The following is a 23861-nucleotide window of genomic DNA, read 5'->3' as shown; positions in this document are numbered from 1 at the left end:
GCGATAAGCTGGCTTTTTTAATTGTTGCTCACAACAATATGCGGATTAGCGCGCGCGGAAAACAATGCGCCCTTTTGACAAGTCGTACGGTGTTAGTTGAACCGTAACTTTATCCCCGGTTAAAATGCGGATGTAGTTCTTACGCATTTTGCCAGAAATGTGGGCTGTAACAACATGTCCGTTTTCTAGTTCTACACGGAACATTGTGTTAGGCAAGGTGTCTAACACTGTGCCTTGCATTTCAATATTGTCTTCTTTCGCCATTGAGTCCTCTGTTTGACACGCACTTATAAAAACGCAGGGAGAATGCCAGATTTACCGCCTTGTGTAAAGTTTATCCTCCAAATCTATTGCCATTTCCCATTAATAAATCGTTGATGTGGCAAATAGTTCCGTTTGTAGTTCATTTTTTTGCAGTTATCGACTTGATAACCCAAGTACAACCATGACTTATTGTTTTGTTGAGCGGCTGATATTTGCATTAGTACCGCCAAATTACCCAGTGACTGTTGTGCTAAGTTCGGCTCAAAGAATGTATATACGGCGCTGTAGGCTTTTTCTTGTACATCGGTTACACATACCGCTATTAGTTGGCCATTTAGAAACAGTTTTAGATATTGGGTATTTGACCATTCACAACTTAAAAACTGAAAAAATGACTCCTCGCTGGCAGGGTACATGCTGCCATCTTGATGTCGTGCGGCTATGTAACGTTCAAAGAGCTGGTAATCAACTTGATTAAGTTCTTCCTCCCATTGCATTGTCACTAGTTTGTTTTTGTTCAAAATACGTTTTTGAGAGCGACTAGCGCTAAATGCTTGAGTATCAACGCGTAAGGATTGACAGGCGTGACAGTGTTCGCAGGCTGGGCGGTATAGCTCATTGCCGCTACGGCGAAATCCTAAGGCCAATAACTGTGGGTAATAGTCAGTCTTTTGTTGAGAATTACATAGGGTAAAACATAACTGCTCTTTTTCTTCAGGTAGGTAAGGGCAGGGGCTTATTTGACTTAAGCCAATAGGCAATTGCATTAACGTATTTCCTGTGGCCGCCAGCAGTTTGGGTTTAGTGGTTTGTCTTTGGTTGCTTCCAATAAATTAAGAAAATCAGCTCTTGTTAAAGCTTGCATACCTAAACTTAGCAAGTGAGGGTTTTCTATTTGGCCGTCAATATAAACGCCACCATGAGCAGCAAAGTGCTGGCAGAAAAGGTGAAAGGCTAGTTTTGAAGCGTTGCTTACGGTATGGAACATCGACTCACCACAAAACACCTGGCCTACATTAACGCCATAAAGGCCACCGACTAATTGCTGTTGTTGCCATACTTCAACTGATTGAGCATGACCAAGTTGATGAAGCTTTAAGTAAGCTTGGTACATGTCGTTGTTAATCCAGGTCTCACCTTCTCGCTGCAATGCACATTGACGAATAACCTGTTCAAAATCACGATTGATGGTGACTGTTAAGGAAGATTTACGGATAAATTTACGCATGCTTTTGCTAATGGTATGGCTTGATAATTCTAGCCCAATTCTAGGATCGGGGCTCCACCATAATACTGGTTGTTCATCACTAAACCACGGGAAAATACCATTGTTATATGCATCGATTAGCCGTTTACTGCTCAGGTCCGCGCCTATAGCTAGTAGCCCGTTTGGATCGCTGAGTGCTTGGTGTGGGTCAGGAAAGGGTCGATTAAGATCTAGATATACCGGCTGCAAAATAACTTGGATGTAAAATGGTTATTGGCTGAGTATATCAGCAAAACCAAAGTGAATAGGCAATAAAAAAGCCAGCATTGAGGCCGGCTTTAGATTGACGCAGATGATAACTCTAGTCGTTTAGGCTATCTAAGTAACGCTCAGCATCTAAGGCAGCCATACAGCCAGCGCCAGCAGAGGTAATTGCTTGACGGTAAATGTGGTCTGCAACATCACCAGCGGCATAGATCCCCGGAATACTGGTTTGAGTTGCATTGCCCTCGGTACCAGATTGTATAGTCAAGTAACCATCTTTCATTGCTAATTGGCCTTCAAAAATGCCAGTGTTAGGTTGGTGACCGATGGCAATGAATGCGCCCATAACGTCGATATCTTGAGTGGTGTCGTCGTTTACGTTTCGCACGCGAACACCAGTTACGCCCATTTCGTCACCCAGTACTTCATCCAATGTTTGGTTTAAATGAAGAACAATATTGCCGTTTGCCACCTTGTCCATTAAGCGTTTAGTAAGAATTTTTTCACTACGGAACTCTTCGCGGCGGTGAATAAGGTGAACTTCTGAAGCGATATTTGAAAGATATAGGGCTTCTTCAACAGCAGTGTTACCGCCACCCACAACGGCTACTTTTTGGTTGCGGTAGAAAAATCCATCACAGGTTGCACAAGCCGATACGCCTTTACCTTTAAATGCTTCTTCTGATGGAAGCCCTAAATACTTAGCGGAAGCGCCTGTAGCGATAATTAGAGCGTCGCAGGTATATTCAGCGCTGTCGCCTTTAAGCTTATATGGTTTCTCTTTAAAATCTACTTCGTTGATGTGGTCAAACACAATTTCAGTTTCAAATTTTTCAGCATGAGCTTGCATCCGTTCCATTAACGCAGGACCGGTTAATCCCTCGGCATCGCCAGGCCAGTTTTCAACTTCGGTGGTCGTGGTTAGCTGGCCACCTTGTTGAATGCCTGTGATAAGAACAGGGCTAAGGTTTGCTCGGGCAGCGTAAACCGCTGCAGTGTAACCCGCAGGGCCTGAACCGAGAATGATTAGTTTATGATGTTTCGCGTTGCTCATGATTGTTTCAATTCCTTAAAGTCCTTGCTTGGTATATGAGGGTATAAAACTCAATATCAAGCATCAAAATATGAAAAACTTGCGGTCTGCACGGGCAAGCTGATTTGTTGGATACAGCATAATCGTCTTCGTTAATCCCAACAAATAATAAAACTTTATATGGATATGCGTATTTATCTAGCCTTTAATTCGGCTTTTTACTTGATAGTCTGGGCATTTTGTGGAATAAATAATGCTCGGGGATAAAACAAAAGTTTAGAAAAATCTGTTCGCTTGGGTTTTAGCTCTGCATCTCGCTTGTAATGACTTATTTATGTGTGAAGGGATACCCACATAGTTTATGCAGTGACAACCAGTAATAATGCATAAAAAGTCAGCTCAACTTGGTGTACTTAGGGACAACAATCGTATCACCACTAATGGAAGCAAAAGGTCGACCAATGAAGGAACTGGATCGTATTGATCGCAACATACTTAATGAGTTGCAAAAAGATGGCCGCATATCAAATGTGGAACTTTCAAAACGCGTAGGTTTAAGCCCTACACCTTGTCTAGAAAGGGTTAGACGCCTGGAGCGCCAAGGTTACATTACCGGTTACACCGCAATTTTAAATCCTCAGTATTTAGACGCTTCACTGTTGGTTTTTGTTGAAATCACGTTGAATCGTGGTGCGCCAGATGTATTTGAACAATTTAACCATGCAGTGCAGCAGCTTGAAGAAATTCAAGAATGTCACTTAGTATCTGGTGATTTTGACTACCTATTAAAGACTCGCGTAGCGGATATGTCTGCTTATCGTAAGTTGTTAGGCGAAACTCTTCTTCGTTTGCCTGGTGTAAACGACACGCGTACTTACGTCGTTATGGAAGAAGTGAAGCAGAGTAATCGACTAGTTATCAAAAACTAACGGAGTCGTTTCCCCCTCCAATTCATTTTTGATAAAGTTAAACAAGCGGCTAATGCCGCTTGTTTTGTTTTTAACCAAACAGAATATTTATTGGATATTTTTAGTTCAAGGGAACGCTTGTGACAGATCTTACAGACAACAGATTGTCTGGCTTTGCTCGTATTGCGGAAGTATGCGCTATCGCAATGGGCGCTTTAGGTGTTTACCTAATGGTAGCCTTATTAACATTTAATCCTAGTGATCCGAGTTGGTCGCAAACAGCAGTTGAACAATCCATTGCTAATGCAGCTGGCAGTTCTGGTGCTTGGTTTGCCGATTTACTGCTATTTAGTTTTGGCTTTATGGCTTATAGCGTTCCTTTGATAAGTGGTTTTTTAGCTTGGGCTTTATTTTGGCGACCCTGTCCGGTTGCCCAACTCAATTTCTTTACTCTAGGTTTAAGGGTTATTGGGTTTGTTTTCACTTTCGCGAGTTTAACCACTTTAGCGAGCATTCATATTGATGATTTTTTCTTTTTTTCTTCAGGAGGCTTAGTGGGAGATATTTTCACTCAGCTAATGATCCCAGTGTTTGGTTTGTTAGGCACTAGTATTATTTTGTTAGCAGTATTTGCCGGTGGTGTAACCTTATTTACCGGCGTATCTTGGATTCAGTTTGTTGAGCAACTGGGCAGTCTTTTAAACGCAGCCTATAGTGGCCTGGTATCTTTGCCCGAGCGAATGCGGAATAAGAAACAACGCGAATTAGAGCAAGATGTATTAATGCGCGACTTTGAGCCAGAACCAAAAGCTGAAGAAAGCACTGAATTGCCAGACCCAAATATGGAGTCTGATATTCATTTGCAAACTGATTTTGTAGATGAACAGCAAGCCTCTTTACAAGAAAAATTAGATGCAGAGCCTGTAGTGAGCTCGCAAGCGATTGAACCGAGCTTTTCAATAGACAGTTCATTTGAGGAAGAGTTATCTCAAGCTAAAGAAGATATTGAGTTTGCCTTTGAAGACGAAAGCGTAGACCCACCAAGCGTGATTCTTGACCAAACACCACCTGAGCCAATGCCTGATATCCCCTTTGATGGTGGCTCAATGCCGGCTAAGGCTAAAACTGTCGCACCCAGTCAGCCGCAAACTCCGGCTGCACCTGCTCAACCTCGATTAAGCAGACTACCCGATATGAATTTATTGGATAGGCCAGATAAAAAGCAAAACCCGATTTCTCAAGAAGAGTTAGAACAAGTTTCTCGTTTAGTCGAAGCCAAATTACTGGACTTTAATATTCAAGCATCGGTAGTAGCAGTGCACCCTGGCCCAGTAATTACCCGTTTTGAATTGGATTTAGCGCCTGGGGTAAAAGTAAGCAAAATCACCAATTTGTCTAAGGATTTAGCGCGAGCTTTATCGGCAATTAGTGTGCGTGTGGTTGAAGTTATTCCCGGTAAGTCGGTGATTGGTTTAGAACTGCCAAATCGCTTTAGAGAAATAGTTTATTTAAGTGAAGTGGTAGATAGCCCAGTATTTCATCAAGCTAAATCGCCACTCACTATGGTGTTAGGAAAAGATATTGCCGGTCAACCTGTAGTGGTTGATCTTGCCAAAATGCCGCACTTGTTAGTGGCTGGTACAACAGGTTCGGGTAAGTCTGTTGGGGTAAACGTAATGATCGTGAGCCTACTTTATAAATCAACACCCGAAGATGTTCGCTTGATCATGATCAACCCTAAAATGTTGGAGTTGTCGGTTTATGAAGGCATTCCTCATTTATTGTCTGAGGTTGTGACAGACATGAAAGAGGCAGCTAATGCACTGCGCTGGTGTGTGGGTGAAATGGAGCGACGCTACAAATTAATGTCAGCGCTCGGCGTGCGTAACCTAAAAGGTTATAACCAAAAAGTGTTGGATGCCTTGGCATCGGGTAATCCTATTGTCGATCCTCTCTGGAAGCCAGAAGACAGCATGGCAGAAATTGCGCCCACTTTAGAAAAGCTGCCGCATATTGTAGTGGTGATTGATGAATTTGCCGACATGATGATGATTGTAGGCAAAAAGGTAGAAGAACTAATAGCTCGTATTGCGCAAAAAGCCCGTGCTGCAGGTATTCACTTAGTCTTGGCAACACAGCGTCCTTCGGTGGATGTAATTACCGGCTTGATTAAAGCCAATATTCCTACACGAATGGCATTCCAAGTTTCTAGTCGTATTGATTCTCGAACCATTTTGGACCAACAGGGTGCTGAAACCTTACTGGGTATGGGCGATATGTTGTACTTGCCAGCGGGTACCGGTGTTCCAACACGTGTGCATGGTGCATTTGTAGACGATCACGAAGTTCACGCAGTGGTTTCTGCCTGGAAAGAACGCGGCGAACCCGATTACATTGACGAGATATTAAACGGCGAAGCTGGCCCAGATGCAATGCTACCTGGCGAAGTCGCTGAATCCGACGAAGAATTAGATGCTTTATTTGACCAAGCGGTAATGCACGTAACCGAAACTCGCCGCGGCTCTGTTTCTGGAGTACAACGTAAGTTTAAAATTGGTTATAACCGCGCGGCGCGTATCGTTGAACAAATGGAAGTTCAAGGCATTGTGAGTGCCCCAGGGCACAACGGCAATCGTGAAGTGATTGCACCACCTCCTGTTCGAATTGATTAAAGAGATAAGATGAAAACATTAGTAAGTATTGCTTTTGCTGCATTGGTAGCAGGCCAGGCTGTAGCGGCTGATGCCGCTGCTGAATTAAAACAACACCTTGCAGACTTGCAGGGCTTTCAAGCACAGTTTAAACAAACGGTGATAGATGCCGACGGTGTCAATATTCACGAGGCAGAAGGTAAGCTTAGCTTAGCAAGGCCTGCCAAGCTTAACTGGCAACAAGTGATGCCTGAGCAAGATATGATTGTTTCGGACGGTTCAACTATTTGGTATTACAGCCCATTTGTTGAGCAGGTTACCATCATGGATGCGGGTGAAGCGATTAATCAATCGCCCTTTATTTTGCTAGCAGACGATCGTAAAGAGAGTTGGCAGAACTATCAGGTAGAAAAGTTAGAGCAGGGTTATTTAGTTAAATCTAAACAAGATCCAATGCAAGCTGCGTTTTGGGTGAAACTAAATGCCGATAGCAGTATTTCGCGTTTCGACATTATTGAAAGTACCGGTCAGCGCAGTGAATTTACATTAGACAGTTTTAAAGCTAACCCAAAGTTTGATAGCAAACTGTTTCAATTCGATATTCCGGCAAATACAATGATTGACGACCAACGCTAATGAGTTTGGAGTTAAACTTCGAGGCCGATTTTCGGCCTCTAGCAGCAAGAATGCGCCCGACAGAATTAGCGCATTACGTTGGCCAGCAGCACATTTTAGCGGCTGATCAACCTTTGTATAAAGCAATATCAAGTGGCCAGCTACATTCAATGATTTTATGGGGCCCGCCAGGCACCGGTAAAACCACTATTGCTGAGCTAGCTGCGCATTATGCTGATGCGGAAGTCGAAAAAATTTCTGCAGTAACTGGTGGCATTAAAGAAGTTCGAGCTGCTATTGAGCGGGCTCAACAAAATCAACAAGTAAGCCGTCGCACTATTCTATTTGTTGATGAAGTACATCGCTTCAACAAAAGCCAACAAGATGCATTTTTACCATATGTAGAAAATGGCACCGTTATTTTTGTGGGTGCAACAACTGAAAACCCCTCGTTTGAGCTTAACAACGCCTTATTGTCGCGGGCGAAAACCTATGTATTACGCTCACTAGATAGCGCGGCAATTATGCAGCTGCTAGATCGTGCGATTAACGATGACTCACTTCTAAAGCAACAAAATCTGCACTTCGAAGATGGTGTGCTTGAGGCCTTAGCTGGCTTAGTGAGCGGCGACGCGCGTCGTGCACTCAATCTGCTTGAGATGATGTCTGAGCTGGCTGAAGTAGATGCAAAAGGTAAGTACTTAAGTTTTAGTCTGCTTAAGCAAGTGGCCGGAGAGCGTTATAGCCATATCGATAAAGGAGGCGACAAGTTTTATGATTTGTTGTCGGCTTTACATAAATCAATTCGTGGCTCATCGCCAGATGCAGCCTTGTATTGGTATAGCCGTATTTTAGAAGCCAGTGGCGACCCTTTATCGGTTGCGCGTCGCTGCTTAGCAATTGCCTCAGAGGATGTGGGAAATGCCGATCCTCGCGCGATGCAAATTGCGGTTAGTGCATGGGACTGTTTTACTCGAGTTGGTGCTGCAGAAGGAGAACGTGCGATTGCTCAAGCTGTGGTTTATTTGGCTTGCGCACCTAAAAGCAACGCGGTGTATACCGCTTTTAAAGCCGCTCGTGTTGCAGCCAAAGAATACGGCGATGCAGAAGTGCCAGTACATTTACGTAACGCACCCACCAAATTGATGGCAGAGTTAGGGTATGGGGCAGAGTATCGTTATTCACACGACGAACCCAATGCTTATTCGGCTGGTCAACAATACCTGCCAGACGCCTTACACGGTAGCCAATTTTACTACCCACAACCGCGCGGTTTAGAAAAACAGATAGCTGAAAAACTGAGTTATTTACATAATCTCGACCAGCAAGCTAAATAAGCACTCACTTATTCAAAGTAATTCGCCTATATTGCGCGATCTAGTCGAAAGCTAGATTGTGTCTGTAGGTAGTTGCTCTATAATAAGCGAGTTTTGTAAAGCAAACATTTAGCAATACCTTACTAGGCGTTATTTGGCTGGGTATTGTGATTAATTATCAAATTGAATTGGAAGTAGGTTATTGAATGTTAGACGCTAATTTGTTGCGCGGCGAAATAGACACCACCGCTGAGCGCTTAAAGACTCGTGGATTTGAACTTGATGTAGCTCGATTGACTGAATTAGAAAGTCGTCGTAAAGAACTACAAGTTCGCACCCAAGAACTACAAAATGAGCGTAACACCCGTTCCAAATCAATCGGTCAAGCTAAAGGCCGTGGCGAAGATATTGCACCGCTACTTGCCGAAGTAGGCCAATTGGGTGAAAAACTTGACGCCGCGAAAGGCGAGCTAAACGCGTTACTGGAAGAAATTAAAGATTATTCTTTAACGCTACCTAACTTACCTCATCCAAGTGCCCCAATAGGCAAAGACGAAGACGAGAACGTTGAGTTGCATACTTGGGGTGAATTACCGGATTTTGATTTTGACGTTAAAGATCACGTTGATGTAGGTACTGACTTACAAGGTTTAGATTTTGCCAACGCAGTAAAGATTAGTGGTTCACGCTTCATCGTAATGAAAGGCAAAATTGCTAAGTTACACCGTGCCATTGCTCAGTTTATGCTAGATACCCATACTGAAGAACATGGTTACCAAGAGATGTACGTACCGTACTTGGTTAACTCAGATTCTTTGTACGGCACGGGCCAAATGCCTAAATTTGGTAAAGACTTATTTCATACTCAGCCGGCAACCGAAGAAGGTATTGGCATGAGTTTGATTCCTACGGCCGAAGTACCGCTCACTAATATGTTGCGCGATAGCATCGTAGATGAAACTGAGTTGCCCATTCGTATGACTGCTCATACTCCGTGTTTTCGCAGTGAAGCCGGATCTTACGGGCGTGATACTCGCGGTTTAATTCGCCAACACCAATTCGACAAAGTTGAAATGGTGCAGCTGGTTCACCCAGAGAAATCATACGACGCCTTGGAAGAGATGCGTCAACATGCGGAAAACATTCTTCAGAAACTTGAATTGCCATACCGGGTAGTTATTTTGTGTACTGGAGATATGGGTTTTGGCGCAACTAAAACCTACGACTTAGAAGTATGGGTACCTGCGCAAGATGCTTACCGAGAAATTTCTTCAGTATCTAACTGTGAAGACTTCCAATCGCGCCGTATGCAAGCGCGTTTTCGACCAACCGGTGCTAAAAAACCAGAGTTGTTACACTCTTTAAATGGTTCTGGTTTAGCAGTAGGTCGGACCTTGGTGGCTATTTTAGAGAATTACCAAAATGCTGATGGCAGTATTCGTATCCCAGACGTCCTGCAACCTTACATGGGCGGAATAGAGCTTATTTCTGCTTAGCACTAACGAATTAATGAGTATTAAAAAAGCGCCTTAAGGCGCTTTTTTGTTATTTAACTTAGATACATTTAACTGGTTTAGGTAGGCCAGCTACTTTGGTTGCTTGTTTGGCCGGACCTTCTGGAAACAGTTTATATAAGTATCGACTATTGCCTTTTTCTGGACCAAACTTTTTGGCCATAGCTTTAACTAGCGCCCGCATGGCTGGTGAGGTATTAAACTCCAGATAGAAATTTCGAACAAAGTGAACCACTTCCCAATGGGCTTCATTCATTTCAATGTTCTCTAGTTCAGCAATATGAGCGGCTAGCGCTTCTGTCCATACCTCTAACTCAAGTAAGTAGCCGTTTTTATCGGTAGGGTATTGTTTGCCGTTAAATTCAATCATGCCAGTGTTTCGTGCCTTATTAGCCTGTTATCACGGCTAGTTTACCACTTACCATTGAGCAATAACTGTCGAATTTTCTTTAAGTCTTTACCGATAAGCTGTAGCTGATAAGCAATCAATAGTTCATTGCCAACTAATTGAGGCAGTAGTTGGTTAATGGAGCGCATTAAAGCGTCATGCTGCAGGCTTAAACTTGGCCTTTGCTCCGACTTTAGCAACAGGTAATCGTGCATTAAACACAGCTCGTTTTGAATGGTCTCGCCTAGACTCGCTAAGCGTTCAGCTGCGTGGCTAGATTGCAGCTGATTACGATGCGTAGAGAGGGCAGACAGGTGAGACAGCAAATGATGGCTTAAACCTACCAGTTGATACAAATCAGGTGATAATCGCTGCTTAGCACTGGGTTCTGCCAGCATATGTTGCCAATGGCGAACCAGTTCGGCTTCGCTTTGATAGGCGTGGTAGCGGCTTAAGCGAAAGGCCGTTGACTCATCGGTAGCTTGAGAGAAATACTGCTCGAATATGGCTTGCTGATACTTGGCAATATTGGCAAATAACTGGCTAATAATTTTGCGGCTTTGCTTATGTTGCCAATCGGGCCACAGATAACGCATCGCTGTCATTGCCATTACTGCCCCAAGAATAGTGACAAAGGTTCTTACCATTAACGCTTCGTTCGCGGGATAGCCCTGTATGTCTAAAGACATGGCTACAAACACCGTAATAACAGCCACGGAGATAGCGTAGTTAAAATGGAAGAACAAAAAGAACAGTAATATAAAGCCTGGGAGCAATGCTATAAGAATGATCTCAGGAAGAGCTAAATAACTGAGTCCCGCAGCAAGCACAACACCCACGATAGTGCCATAAACTCTTTTGTCTACTCGCTTTTTAGTATCGTGATAATTCGGCTTAACTACTAATAAACAACTTAGCATCAACCAGTAAGCGTGTTCGTCTCCCGAGAGCTGAATTAAACCGTAAGCGGCTAACATAATAGTAGCCATTCTTAAGGCATGGCGGTTTATGGAGAGTGTAAAGTCGAAAGCTTGCTGCAAATATTGTTTTATTGAAATAGAACTAAAAGGTGAAAAGCTTTGTTCTGGTTCAGGAAAGTGCTGCTCATGAAAGCATAGAGCGGTGACTTTCTTTAAGTTTTTGAGCATGTAGGCAAAGCGCGGTGGCACATCTTTTAAATTGGCTCGGTTTTGCTCAAGAGTATCAATTGCATAGTTAAGTTCTTGTTGTATTTCTGGCGGGGTTTGTCTTGCACCAATAACCCGGGCGATTTTAACTAATATAGTTCTCGTTTCAGCGAGCAATGTTCTTGGAAGAACCTTTTGCAAACGTTCGTAATCTAAATGGGACGAACTTAAGCGCTCATGCAGTAACTGGGCTTTAAAAAATCGGTCCATTTGGCTTGAGCCAACTTGCTGTTTGTTACGCTGTTGGTGCACATACAAGCCGTGGCGTATAACGCCTAGCTGCTCAGCAATATCAGCGCTTTGGGCTGTTAGCTTAACTTGAATGTCGTTGATATTAGCTGCGCGTTGAAATAGCCGGGTTTTAGTTAATTGGTACAAACTGATTTGGCGAAATACATTATCCAGCTGTTTGTCTACCCAGCGGGTAGGGTAAAGGGCGTTTATAACCAGCGAAAGTAACGCATAACTAAGTGCACCTATCACTAACCAAAGTGGTTGCACCCAAGGGTTTGCATAGGTGGAATACCCCAGCATGGTGTAAATGGCAATAATCAAGGAACAAAGAGAGATAGAGCCGTATTTTTGCCCAAGCACCGGCATGCGCATAAACAAGTAACATGAACTAAATAAACCAACAGCGAACAACCACGGCCAAGGAAACAATAGAGTGACCGATACAGTCGCTAAGGTAAAACTGGTTACCATTAATGCTGTACTTTGCAGGCGTTGCTGATAGAAGTCGGGGCTGTCGGCTAAACCCGCAGCCACAATACCGAGAGTGGCGGTAAGTGCGAGATCTACGTCTAGCAGCAAGCCTAGGCTTAATACTAACGTAGCTAAACCAGCAGCTTTTAACGCTACAGTCCAGTTAAGTGCAGATGAATCAATTTTTAACGTAAGTGCCATAAATGAAAACGCCCTGCAAAGGCAGGGCGTATTTATCCTTTACCAATCTGGCTTAGTCGTCGTTCAAGAAACCTAAGATGTGTAACAAGTGTACGAAAATATTAAATATATTCAAGTACATAGAGATAGTTGCTCGAATGTAGTTGGTTTCGGTACCGTTTAAGATGTTGCTGGTATCGTAAAGAATAAAGCCAGAAAACAACATTACCGCTGCACCACTAATGGCTAGGCTAAGCATTGGTATTTGTAAAAACAAGTTAAGTAACATGCTCACTACAACCACAATTAAACCTGCCATTAAAAAGCCGCTCATAAAAGAGAAGTCTTTTTTGGTGGTGAGTACATAGCCAGACAAGCCGAAGAAAATAAGACCTGTCATACCTAAGGCTTGCATCACAATGGCTGGGCCTTGTGGAAACTGTAGGTAAGCGCTAAGCAATGGACCCAACGAGGCACCCATTAAGGTTGTAAATACAAATGTCCAAACAAGCCCCATCGAAGAATTGATGCTGCGAGGTAAGACGAAGAATACGATGATCATAGCGGCAACCATCATACCAATAGACGCCATGTGGCCAATACCGGCGACTACTGCAAAGAAAGCTGCAATTGCACTGGTAAACAAGGTCATCGATAGTAAAGCGTATGTATTACGCAATACCTTATTTGTTTCCAGTTTCGATGCAGCGCTATAGTTTATCGTGCTAGGCTGATTCATTATTTCACTCCGTTCAGGCTGAGTTAGTTGGTTAGTTTATATAAACCGAAATTGTAGTATAACCAGTTTTTAACTAAAAAAAATCAAATCCGCCATCTAAAAATGCTGGTAGCGTCACCAATTCATCACAGATAAATTTAATAAAGCACTCAAAGACTTAGCTTTTTGAATGTTTGTCAGTGCAAAATCACCTTACCTTATACTAAAGCGAGTGTTGCACTCGGTTTCACATAGCCCTATGATCAGCGCATTAACAGGGCAGTTTGCCTCAACCCTTCAACGATTAAGTGAGACGGATAACAGATGTTAGTTTTAGGACACACTAATCCAGACTGCGATAGTATTGCTGGTGCAATATCTTTAGCAGAGTTATTAACTAAGCAAGGTACACCTGCTACTGCTATTGCTCAGGGCGAACCAAACCCTGAAGCACAATTTCTTTTAGACAAAATTGGCTTTCAAGCGCCAGAAGTTCGCACCGAGATTGCCGGTGAAGATGTATGGTTAATTGATTACTCTGATTGGGGCCAAGCGCCTAAAGATGCTAAAAAAGCCAATATTCGCGGTATTGTTGATCATCATAAACTCGGCGACATTACTACTGCTGAGCCAGTAGAGTGTTGGATCCGCCCAGTGGGCTGTAGCTGTACCATTGTTTACAGCATGTACCAAGCCTCGAACATTACACCAAGTAAAGAAGCGGCAACGCTAATGCTTGGTGCTATTTTGAGCGACACTGTTAAGTTTAACTCGCCTACATTTACTCCTGTTGATCGTGAAGCTGCAGAAGCCTTAGCGAAATTGGCGGGTGTAGCCGATATTAATGCCTTCGCTGATGAGCAGTTTGCTGCTAAGTCAGATGTAGCATCAGTGCCTGCATCTGAGTTAGTGCTTCGCGACCAAAAGGTTTACGAGATTAACGGTAAGCAATTTGCTATCGCTCAGCTTGAGTTAACCTCGGTTGCACCGGTATTAGCGCGCTTAGATGAGTTAGAAACAGAATTAGTGGCGCTTAAACAAGCTCATAACTACCACACCGCATTAGTATTGCTTACTGACATCACTACATTAAATTCTACTGGTTTAATCTGTAGTGATGAAGCCGCATTGGTGGCGTCTACTTTAGGTGGAAGTATTGATGGCTCTATTATTGATTTACCTGGCGTAGTTAGCCGTAAGAAGCAGGTGATGCCGCCCTTACAGCGTGAGTTTGACGCCAGTTAAACACTCACACTTGTATAAAAAACCAGCCAATTTAGGCTGGTTTTTTTGTGTTTGTTGATCGTTAAATTAATTTTCTAACTTTGAGTTTCGTTTTCAGTAACTCGCGTGCTGATTTTAGTTTACAAATTACGTTATTTAATTACTTTTTAAACAGTGTTTACTGTTTTTATCGTCACTTAATGAATTTTTCTGCAAAAAATGTGAGAAAAAACTCGTTTATTTAGTCTCTTAGGCGTTTTTGTAAAAAAAAATCACACTTAATTTCAAGTCAAGTCTGAAATTCTCATTATATCTGTGATAGCATTTCCGTTACTTTCGTGACGAATGGACTAGCTCCTGCGTTATTGAATGCTGTTGTTTTGGAGGTTGTAAGGATAATCTACTGATAAAGACGATTATTCACACATCATCGAGAGCTGATGTGGCTCCTCTTTAAATGAAAATACTATTGATGTTCAAGGTCTTGTCGGTCTGAATAACATCAATATAGCAGTAAATAGGAATTACTGGATGACAAACATAACTCAACACAATAAGAGCCTTTATAGGCCTGAATTCGAACACGATAGCTGTGGTATCGGATTTGTTGCCCACTTAAAAGGGCGTAAAAGTCATGATGTGATCGAAAACGCATTAACCATGCTTACTTGCATGGAGCATCGTGGTGGTACAGGTTGTGACGTCGATAGTGGAGACGGCGCAGGTATCCTCATTCAGCTTCCTCATGAGTTTTTTAACGAAGAAGCGACAAAACTAGGTTTCAGCTTACCTAATCCAGGTGAGTATGGCGTGGGCATGGTTTACTTCCCGCGTGATGAAGCTATTCGTCGCGAATGTCGCGAAATTTTAAACCGAAACATTGAGAAACTAGGCTTAACCTTATTAGGTTATCGCGTAGTGCCAAAAGACAACTCAAGTTTGGGTCAGGCCTCAGTTGATAATGAGCCGCAAATTGAGCAAGTCTTTATTGCGCGCCCATCTGATCTAGACCAACAGATTTTTGAACGTAAGCTATTTGTTTTACGTAAATACACGCTGCACATTGCTGATGCAACGGTTGCTGGTGTAAACGAAAGCTTTTACATGGCGTCGATGTCTTCGCGCACTATTGTCTATAAAGGGCAGTTAACAACCGCGCAAGTACGTAAATACTATTTAGACTTACAAGATCCACGCGTAGTGTCGGCAATTGCTATGTTCCACTCGCGTTTCTCTACTAATACCTTCCCAGCTTGGCGTTTAGCACAGCCTTTCCGTTACATTGCCCACAATGGCGAAATTAACACGGTTAAAGGTAACGTAAACTGGATGCGTGCCCGTGAATCACTGCTTGCAAGTGTAAACTTCAGCAAAGAAGAACTGGATATGATTAATCCAGTGTGTGATATCACGCGTTCTGACTCAGCCAACCTAGACATGTGTGTAGAATTACTGGTGTTAAGTGGTCGCCCACTTGAGCAAGTAATGATGATGGTTGTGCCAGAAGCATGGCAAACTCAAGACGATATGGACCCTGTGAAGCGTGCCTTCTACGAGTACTATTCGTGCATGATGGAACCATGGGACGGCCCAGCTTCAATTTCATTTACCAATGGTAAAGTGATTGGCGCAACTTTAGACCGTAACGGACTACGTCCTTCTCGTTACCTTGTTACCGATGATGGCCTAGTTGTAATGGGTTCAGAAACAGGTGCCTTAGTAGTAGACCAATCTAAAGTGGTTCAAAAAGGCCGCTTGCAGCCAGGTAAAATCTTTATTGCAGACCTAGAACAAGGTCGCATTATTGCTGACGACGAAGTTAAACACACTGTGTGTTCTAGTCAGCCATACGGTAAGTGGGTAGAAGAGAATAAGATTGTTCTTGATGATCTACCTTTACCTGAAGGTTACGACCGTTTTGCTACGCAGCACAGCTTAGAAAAACGTCAAAAAGCTTTTGGTTACAGCCAAGAAGACATTAATGCCGTTCTTAAGCCAATGGTTGGAACGTCTAAAGAACCACTAGGTGCAATGGGTACAGATACGCCATTGGCGATTTTGTCTGACAAAAATCCGCATCTATCACATTACTTTAAGCAGTTGTTCGCTCAAGTAACTAACCCGCCAATCGACCCAATTCGTGAAGAAATGGTGATGTCGCTACGTACTTACGTAGGCGCGGACTTAAACTTACTTGAAGAAACACCACTGCATTGTCGTAAAGTAGAAATCAAGCAGCCAGTATTAACCAACGAACAGTTGGCTAAGCTACGTAGCATTGATCATAACCACTTCCAAGCAGCGACTATTTCTACTACTTTCCAAGCCACTGGCGCGGAAAATGAACTAGAAAAAGCAATCGACCGTATTTGTCGTCATGCTAAAGACGCTGTAGATGACGGATTCTCAATCCTTATTTTGAGTGATCGTCGAGTAGATAGCGACCATGCTGCAGTACCATCGGTATTGGCCACAGCCGCTGTTCACCACTACTTAATCCGCGAAGGTATACGTGCTCACGCAGACTTGATTGTTGAATCAGGCGACATTCGTGAAACGCATCACCTAGCCACTGTATTAGGTTACGGCGCGGCAGCAGTAAACCCATATCTAGCCATTGAAACACTGCTAGACATGCGTGACCAAGCCATTATTGATAGCAGCATGTCTAACGATGATGTGATATCGCGTTACAGCAATGCAGTAAATAGTGGCTTGCTAAAAATCTTTTCGAAAATGGGTATCTCTACACTTCAGTCATACCAAGGCGCGCAAATTTTTGAAGCGCTGGGTATTAACTCTGATGTGGTTAAGAAATACTTTACTGGCACAGTAACTCGTATCGAAGGTTTAAGCCTAGACGGAATTGCCACTGAAGCTTTAAATCGTCACCGCGAAGGTTTCCCTGCAGACGATAACCCGTTTAATGATTTGATTCTTAAAACTGGTGGTGATTACGCTTGGCGTCAAGATGGCGAACGCCATTTATTTAACCCAACCACTATCCGTTTGCTGCAAAACGCTTCATCTACTAATGACTACAAGGTATTTAAAGAATACGCAGCCAATGTAGATAACCAAGCGAAAGAAGCCTTCACACTACGTGGCTTACTGAAGTTTAAGACTGACCGCGAAAGTGTACCTCTAGAAGAAGTTGAATCAGCTGACAAGATCCTCAAGCGTTTCGCTACAGGTGCAATGAGCTTTGGTTCAATCTCTTGGGAAGCTCATACCACATTGGCAATTGCCATGAACCGTATTGGTGGTAAGAGTAACTCTGGTGAGGGCGGTGAAGACCCAATTCGCTTCAAGCCTATGGAAAATGGCGACTCAATGATCTCCAAGATCAAGCAGGTTGCTTCTGGTCGCTTCGGTGTTACCAGCCATTACTTAGCGAATGCTGAAGAATTACAGATCAAAATGGCACAAGGCGCTAAGCCTGGTGAAGGTGGTCAATTACCTGGTGATAAGGTAGATGCATGGATTGGTAAAACACGCGGCTCAACGCCGGGTGTAGGTCTAATTTCACCACCGCCACACCACGACATTTACTCAATCGAAGATTTAGCTCAGCTAATCTACGATTTGAAAAATGCCAACCGTGACGCACGTATTAACGTTAAGTTAGTATCAGAAGCGGGCGTAGGTACAATTGCATCGGGTGTATGTAAAGGTTACGCCGATGTAGTGCTTATTGCTGGTTACGATGGTGGTACCGGTGCTTCTCCACTTAGCTCAATTAAACACGCAGGTTTGCCGTGGGAGCTGGGTCTAGCAGAAACACACCAAACCCTTATTCAAAATAAACTGCGTAGCCGTATTACAGTTCAAGCCGATGGCCAACTTAAAACACCACGCGATTTAGCAGTAGCTACCTTGTTAGGTGCTGAAGAGTGGGGCGTGGCAACCGCTGCACTAGTGGTTGAAGGTTGTACCATGATGCGTAAGTGTCACTTAAACACTTGTCCGGTAGGTATTGCTACACAAGACCGTCGTTTACGTGAGCGTTACGCAGGTCAAGTTGACCACGTTGTTAACTTCTTCCAAATGATGGTTGAAGGTTTACGCGAAATTATGGCTGAACTTGGCTTCCGTACCATCAACGAGATGGTAGGCCAGAGCCAATGTTTAACGCCTCGCACAGACGTTGATCACTGGAAATATAAAGGCGTAGATTTATCGCCAATCTTGTATAAAGCAGACGATAGCGGAAACGAGACGCTTTACTGTAGCCAAGAGCAAAAACACTTAATTCACGACATTGTTGACCGTCGCTTAATTAAAGATGCTGCTGCTGCGCTAGAGTCTGGCGAGAAAGTTTCTTTAAGCTCTGAAATCATCAATACCGACCGAAGTGTGGGTACGATGTTGTCGAACGAGATATCTAAACGCTACGGCGCTGAAGGTCTACCTGCAGATACCATTAACGTTAAATTTAGCGGTAGTGCAGGACAAAGCTTCGGCACGTTTGCGGCTACAGGTATCAAGTTTGAACTTGAAGGTGATGCCAACGATTACTTCGGTAAAGGCTTATCTGGCGCCAAATTGGTGGTTTACCCAGATTCAAGTGCACCGTTTGAAGCACGCAAAAACATCATTGTAGGTAACGTAGCCTTCTTTGGTGGCACAGCGGGTGAAGCATACATTCGCGGTATTGCTGGTGAACGTTTCTGTGTTCGTAACTCAGGTGTTACTGCCATTGTAGAAGGTGTTGGCGACCACGGTTGTGAATACATGACCGGTGGTAAAGCGGTTATTCTTGGTGAAACTGGCCGTAACTTCGCTGCTGGTATGTCTGGCGGTGTGGCTTACGTATTAGACCGCAGCAAGCAGTTCGCTTCTCGCTGTAACATGGAAATGGTGAGACTTGGTGGCATCGAAGATGCAGCTGAAGCCGCCGAGTTAAAAGCCCTAATCGAGAACCACTTAGCTCACACTGGCTCAGACGTAGCCAAAGAGTTGTTGGAAGATTGGGACAATGCGCTAAGTCTGTTTGTTCGTGTAATGCCTACTGATTATGAACGTATGCAAAATTACATGAAAGACGCTAAAGCTACCGGTGAATATGAAACGGATTACGATGTAGCAGTTGCTGCATTCGATATGCACCTTGATAGCGTTGCGCAAGCGAAAAAAGCCAAGGCTGAACAAGCCAAACAGAAAGCTGAAGCGGTTTAGGAGAGAGACATGGCAAATCCAACTGGATTTATGGAAATAGACAGGAAGCTATCGACAGACCGCGACCCAGCAGAGCGTTTGATAGATTGGCTAGAAGTTAAAACGCCTATGAGCGAGGAAGCGGTTAAAGACCAAGCTTCGCGCTGTATGGATTGCGGGATCCCATTTTGTCATTCAGGTGACTCAGCTTACGCCCCGCGCGTAGCTGGGTGTCCGATTAACAACTTGATCCCTGAGTGGAATGACTTGGTTTACCGTGGTCGCTGGAAAGATGCCATCGACCGTTTACACAAAACCAATAACTTCCCTGAGTTTACGGGTCGAGTATGTCCAGCTCCTTGTGAAGATTCTTGTGTTCTGGGGATTAATGCTCCACCAGTAACCATTAAGAGCCAAGAAGTAAACATTATTGAGCGCGCGTTTAAAGAAGGTTGGGTTAAACCTAACATTCCTAAAAAACGCAGCGGTAAAACAGTGGCTATTGTGGGCTCTGGCCCTGCTGGCTTAGCTGCAGCGGCGCAATTGAATTCTGCTGGTCACACGGTAACGGTATTTGAACGAGCAGATCGCATTGGTGGCTTGTTAATGTACGGTATTCCGAACATGAAGCTACAAAAAGAGATTGTTCAGCGTCGTGTCGACATCATGCGTGAAGAAGGCATTATCTTTAAAACCTCTGTTGAGATTGGTAAAGATATTTCAATCACTCGCTTAAACGATGATTTTGATGCCTTACTGCTGGCCACTGGTGCAACGGTACCTCGTGACTTACCAGTTGAAGGTCGCAAGCTTAACGGTGTTCATTTTGCGATGGAGTTCTTAGGTAAAAATACTAAGAGCTTGCTAGATAGCAACCTAGAAGACGGTCGTTACATTAGCGCTAAAGATAAGCACGTTGTGGTTATTGGTGGTGGTGATACAGGTACTGACTGTGTGGGTACATCTCTACGTCACGGTTGTAAAAACGTGATGCAGTTAGAGATTATGCCTCAGCCTCCACAAGAGCGTGCTCAAGATAACCCTTGGCCCGAGTTTAAACGCACGTTGAAGCGTGATTACGGTCAAGACGAAGCTATTGCTATTCAAGGTGAAGATCCTCGTCGTTACCTAGTAATGACGCAGAAAATGGCTGGTGATGAACAAGGTAATGTTACTGAAGTTCATACTACCAAGATCAACTGGGCTAAAAACGCCAATGGTCAAATGATTCCTGAGCCAGTAAAAGGCAGCGAAGAAGTTATTAAAGCTGACTTAGTATTATTGGCAATGGGCTTTATGGGACCTGAAGCCGGCATTATTGATGAGTTAGGCGTAGAAAAAGACGCTCGCTCAAATGCTAAAGCAGCTTACGATGAATATGCCACTAGCGTAAAAGGCGTATTTGCTGCTGGTGATGCTCGCCGTGGTCAAAGCTTGATTGTTTGGGCAATTAATGAAGGTCGTGGTGCTGCACAAGCAGTAGATACCTTCTTAATGGGTAAAAGCTACCTGCCTAAGTAAGTCGTTTTAAAAGATTAAAAACCCAGCTTTAGCTGGGTTTTTTTATAAGCAAAATTTGTTTGCTAAATGTGCACTTGGCATGCTCTTGTCAAAAAACCTTAAAAAGACAGTTTACAAGCCCAAGATAGGGGGGTAATATGCGCCCCGTTGCTGCGGAGGGGTGGCAGAGTGGTCGAATGCACCGGTCTTGAAAACCGGCAAGGGTTAATAGCCCTTCGAGAGTTCAAATCTCTCCTCCTCCGCCATATTAAACGAAAAGCGCTGACTAATGAGTCGGCGCTTTTTGTTTTCCGCTTAGCTAAATCCAATCCAGTATCTCTAACTGATAAATTGCTAGTTTATTGCGCAACCTGCCAATAAACACGGTTCTAATCTAAACTTATAAAGCTTAATCCTTTAAATTCTTATCTTGATGGGATATAACATTTGCTGCGCAGGCAACACTCCGTCTGCCAACCCGCCCAATTAGTAGATTGATGTTTTAGTTACAGCGGAGAGAACGCTTGATAAACGTATTTCTGGTTGACGATCATGAGCTAGTGCGTACAGGGATCCGTCGCATTTTAGAAGACGTTCGAGGATTTAAAGTTGTTGGTGAAGCTGAAAGTGGCGAGAAAGCCGTTCAGTGGTGCAGAAGCAATCAAGCCAACGTTATCCTAATGGATATGAACATGCCCGGGATCGGTGGCTTGGAAGCTACCCGTAAAATTTTACGTTACGATCCAGATGCCAAGATTATTGTATTAACCATACACACCGAAAACCCGTTTCCTACCAAGGTAATGCAGGCAGGTGCGTGTGGCTATTTAACCAAGAGCGCAGCACCAGACGAAATGCTACAGGCCATTCGTGCAGTTAATGTTGGTCAGCGTTACTTATCACCTGAGATCGCTCAGCAAATGGCGCTAAGCCAATTTAATCCAGCAGAAGACAATCCGTTTCAAAGTTTATCTGAACGAGAATTACAGATAATGCTAATGATTACCAAAGGCGAAAAGGTCACTGATATATCAGAGCAACTTAGTCTTAGCCCTAAAACCGTTAATTCATACCGCTATCGCTTGTTTAGCAAGCTCGATATTAGCGGCGATGTAGAGCTAACGCATTTAGCTATTCGCCACGGTATGATTGATACTGACAAATTGTAATTTTGGCTGACAAAAACACGCCATTCGACAGTAAGGCTTTTCTCAACCAAGTCTCAGAAGCTAGCGGCATTTACATGATGTTCAATGCCGCTAACGACGTGATCTATGTCGGTAAAGCTAAGTCACTCAAAAAACGCTTAAGTAGTTACTTTAGAAAAAATGTTGATAGCAATAAAACCCGCGCGTTAGTGTCGAACATTGCCAGTATCGAAGTAACGGTTACTCATACTGAAACCGAAGCGTTAATCCTCGAACACAACCTGATTAAAAAGTATTTACCCAAATACAACGTATTGCTTAGGGATGACAAATCGTATCCTTATATTTTAATCAGTAATCATAAACATCCGCGTATCTCGATGCACCGTGGCGCTAAACGTACCAAGGGTGACTACTTTGGGCCTTATCCTAATGGCAATGCGGTGCGCGAAAGTCTGCACTTAATGCAGAAATTATTCCCTATTCGTCAATGCAGTGATAGTGAATATGCCAATCGTCAACGGCCATGTTTGCAATATCAACTTAAGCGTTGCTCAGCACCTTGTGTTAATTTTATTTCAGAACCTGACTACCAGCAGCAGGTCGATCTTGCGAGCATGTTTTTAAAAGGCAAAAGCCAGCAGGTGATTAATCAGCTGGTTGACAAAATGTCAGCTGCTAGCGAAAACCTGAATTTTGAGGCTGCGGCAGGCTTTAGAGACCAAATTAAAGCCATGCGTAAGGTCCAAGAGCAGCAGTTTGTTAGCGGTAATACCGCACATAGTGACGTACTTGGTTTTGCCTTTAGAAACGGTATTGCAGTGGTTCATCTATTACTTATTCGTGATGGCCAAGTGCTGGGTAGTCGCTCTTACTACCCTAAAGTGCCAAAACAAGCAGAGTTGCCAGAAGTATTACGAAGCTTTGTGATGCAGTATTATTTTTCTGAACAGCGCAAAGGTAACCAGCCTAACGAGGTATTGCTCCCTGACGTAGAAGGCGATTGGCCTGAGATTGAAGAGGCGATAGAATCCGAGCTAGGTACGAAGGTAAAACTCACTTCACCTAAGCGTGGTGAAAAACTCCGTTTTGTGGCTTTGGCTAATACCAATGCTGAGAACGCACTACTCACTAAGCTTAACCAAGAAGCGACTATTCATCATAGAGTGACCGAGTTAGAGAGCTTGCTTGATCAAGACAAGCCGATAAAACGGATGGAGTGTTTTGATATCAGCCATACCCAAGGTGAACGTACCGTGGCGTCTTGTGTGGTATTTGATAGGCAAGGGCCTAACAAATCAGAGTATCGGCGTTTCAATATTGAAGGTATTACCGGCGGAGATGATTATGCGGCAATGGCACAAGCCTTAAAAAGGCGTTATCAAAAAGCTCAATTGGCTGAAAAGATCCCTGACGTATTGTTTATTGATGGTGGGAAAGGGCAGTTATCCGCGGCATTTTCCAGTATTGAGCCTCTAAACCTCGATCCTATGCCATTGTTGGTAGGTGTCGCTAAAGGTGTAACACGTAAACCAGGCTTAGAAACATTGCTAATTGGTAAGGCAATGACTGAGATTCATCTACCGAGTGACTCAGCTGCCCTACATTTAATTCAACATATTCGTGATGAAAGCCACCGCTTCGCGATAACTGGCCATCGAAATAGGCGCGACAAAGCACGTAAAACCAGTGTGCTTGAAGATATTCCAGGTATAGGGGCTAAACGCAGGCAAACGTTGCTTACCCATTTAGGTGGAATGCAACAAATGAAAAACGCCAGCGTAGACGAATTGAAAAAAGTTCCTGGAATAAGCCCGACTTTAGCGCAAAAGATTTTTGATACGTTGCATCACTAGGCAAGATTAGGCAACATAGCGGCAGT

General features: G+C 43.6%; 17 protein-coding genes and 1 tRNA gene. 11 read left to right on the top strand and 7 right to left on the bottom strand.

The genetic code is table 11. The annotated features are described in order from the left end of the window. Positions 1-45: 45 nt before the first annotated feature. The 4 genes from infA to trxB form a co-directional block, all read right to left on the bottom strand. Positions 46-264, bottom strand: a complete 219-nt coding sequence (gene infA / locus ACLD71_RS17580) for a translation initiation factor IF-1 (RefSeq protein ID WP_016401030.1) — start codon at positions 262-264, stop codon at positions 46-48. Positions 265-347: 83 nt separating this feature from the next. Beyond that, positions 348-1031, bottom strand: a complete 684-nt coding sequence (locus ACLD71_RS17575; RefSeq protein WP_411991505.1) for an arginyltransferase — start codon at positions 1029-1031, stop codon at positions 348-350. Continuing rightward, positions 1031-1720, bottom strand: a complete 690-nt coding sequence (gene aat, locus ACLD71_RS17570; RefSeq protein ID WP_411991504.1) for a leucyl/phenylalanyl-tRNA--protein transferase — start codon at positions 1718-1720, stop codon at positions 1031-1033. Before aat ends, ACLD71_RS17575 begins: the two co-directional genes overlap by 1 nt. 112 nt (positions 1721-1832) lie before the next feature. Continuing rightward, a complete protein-coding gene (gene trxB / locus ACLD71_RS17565) occupies positions 1833-2789 on the bottom strand; it encodes a thioredoxin-disulfide reductase (RefSeq protein WP_137674745.1) in 957 nt (318 codons plus the stop codon). A 419-nt stretch (positions 2790-3208) separates the two neighbouring features. Here trxB and lrp point away from each other — a divergent pair, with 419 nt between their 5' ends. The 5 genes from lrp (at position 3209) to serS (ending at position 9754) form a co-directional block, all read left to right on the top strand. Next, the gene (gene lrp, locus ACLD71_RS17560; protein ID WP_040306996.1) at positions 3209-3697 is read left to right on the top strand and encodes a leucine-responsive transcriptional regulator Lrp; all 489 of its coding nucleotides are present in this window, start codon (positions 3209-3211) and stop codon (positions 3695-3697) included. 185 nt (positions 3698-3882) lie between these two features. Then, a complete protein-coding gene (locus ACLD71_RS17555) occupies positions 3883-6348 on the top strand; it encodes a DNA translocase FtsK 4TM domain-containing protein (RefSeq protein ID WP_411994876.1) in 2466 nt (821 codons plus the stop codon). Positions 6349-6357: 9 nt separating this feature from the next. Further along, positions 6358-6963: an outer membrane lipoprotein chaperone LolA gene (lolA, locus tag ACLD71_RS17550; protein WP_411991503.1), complete on the top strand. Its 606-nt coding sequence runs from the start codon at positions 6358-6360 to the stop codon at positions 6961-6963. A 50-nt stretch (positions 6964-7013) separates the two neighbouring features. Further along, positions 7014-8279 carry a replication-associated recombination protein A gene (locus tag ACLD71_RS17545; RefSeq protein WP_411991502.1) on the top strand — a complete coding sequence of 422 codons (1266 nt, stop codon included), beginning with the start codon at positions 7014-7016 and terminating at the stop codon, positions 8277-8279. A 185-nt stretch (positions 8280-8464) separates the two neighbouring features. Beyond that, positions 8465-9754, top strand: a complete 1290-nt coding sequence (gene serS, locus ACLD71_RS17540) for a serine--tRNA ligase (RefSeq protein ID WP_411991501.1) — start codon at positions 8465-8467, stop codon at positions 9752-9754. A 58-nt stretch (positions 9755-9812) separates the two neighbouring features. Here serS and ACLD71_RS17535 read toward each other — a convergent pair whose 3' ends face one another. Genes ACLD71_RS17535 through ACLD71_RS17525 form a run of 3 tightly spaced genes read right to left on the bottom strand, consistent with a single transcriptional unit; the run spans position 9813 to position 12971 of the window. Continuing rightward, positions 9813-10142, bottom strand: a complete 330-nt coding sequence (locus ACLD71_RS17535; RefSeq protein WP_137674750.1) for a TusE/DsrC/DsvC family sulfur relay protein — start codon at positions 10140-10142, stop codon at positions 9813-9815. Between the two features lie 41 nt (positions 10143-10183). Continuing rightward, on the bottom strand, positions 10184-12253 hold the full coding sequence (locus ACLD71_RS17530) for an FUSC family membrane protein (RefSeq protein WP_411991500.1): 2070 nt from the start codon (positions 12251-12253) through the stop codon (positions 10184-10186). 52 nt (positions 12254-12305) lie between these two features. Next, on the bottom strand, positions 12306-12971 hold the full coding sequence (locus ACLD71_RS17525; RefSeq protein WP_137674752.1) for a Bax inhibitor-1/YccA family protein: 666 nt from the start codon (positions 12969-12971) through the stop codon (positions 12306-12308). A 303-nt stretch (positions 12972-13274) separates the two neighbouring features. Here ACLD71_RS17525 and ACLD71_RS17520 point away from each other — a divergent pair, with 303 nt between their 5' ends. From ACLD71_RS17520 to uvrC, 6 genes are all read left to right on the top strand, one after another. After that, entirely contained in the window at positions 13275-14195 is a 921-nt protein-coding gene (locus ACLD71_RS17520) for a manganese-dependent inorganic pyrophosphatase (protein ID WP_303515561.1), read from the top strand. A 510-nt stretch (positions 14196-14705) separates the two neighbouring features. After that, positions 14706-19352, top strand: a complete 4647-nt coding sequence (gene gltB / locus ACLD71_RS17515) for a glutamate synthase large subunit (RefSeq protein WP_303551132.1) — start codon at positions 14706-14708, stop codon at positions 19350-19352. 9 nt (positions 19353-19361) lie between these two features. Beyond that, on the top strand, positions 19362-20852 hold the full coding sequence (locus ACLD71_RS17510; protein ID WP_303551135.1) for a glutamate synthase subunit beta: 1491 nt from the start codon (positions 19362-19364) through the stop codon (positions 20850-20852). Between the two features lie 154 nt (positions 20853-21006). Next, a tRNA-Ser gene (locus ACLD71_RS17505) sits at positions 21007-21097 on the top strand. 258 nt (positions 21098-21355) lie between these two features. Beyond that, positions 21356-22000: a UvrY/SirA/GacA family response regulator transcription factor gene (uvrY, locus tag ACLD71_RS17500; protein ID WP_303515555.1), complete on the top strand. Its 645-nt coding sequence runs from the start codon at positions 21356-21358 to the stop codon at positions 21998-22000. A gap of 2 nt (positions 22001-22002) precedes the next feature. Next, complete coding sequence (gene uvrC, locus ACLD71_RS17495) at positions 22003-23835, top strand: excinuclease ABC subunit UvrC (protein ID WP_411991499.1); 1833 nt, start codon at positions 22003-22005, stop codon at positions 23833-23835. Positions 23836-23861: the final 26 nt, after the last annotated feature.

This window comes from Agarivorans sp. DSG3-1, assembly GCF_046774965.1.
Classification (GTDB): Bacteria; Pseudomonadota; Gammaproteobacteria; order Enterobacterales; family Celerinatantimonadaceae; genus Agarivorans.
This window is presented reverse-complemented; position numbering and strand designations above follow the sequence as displayed.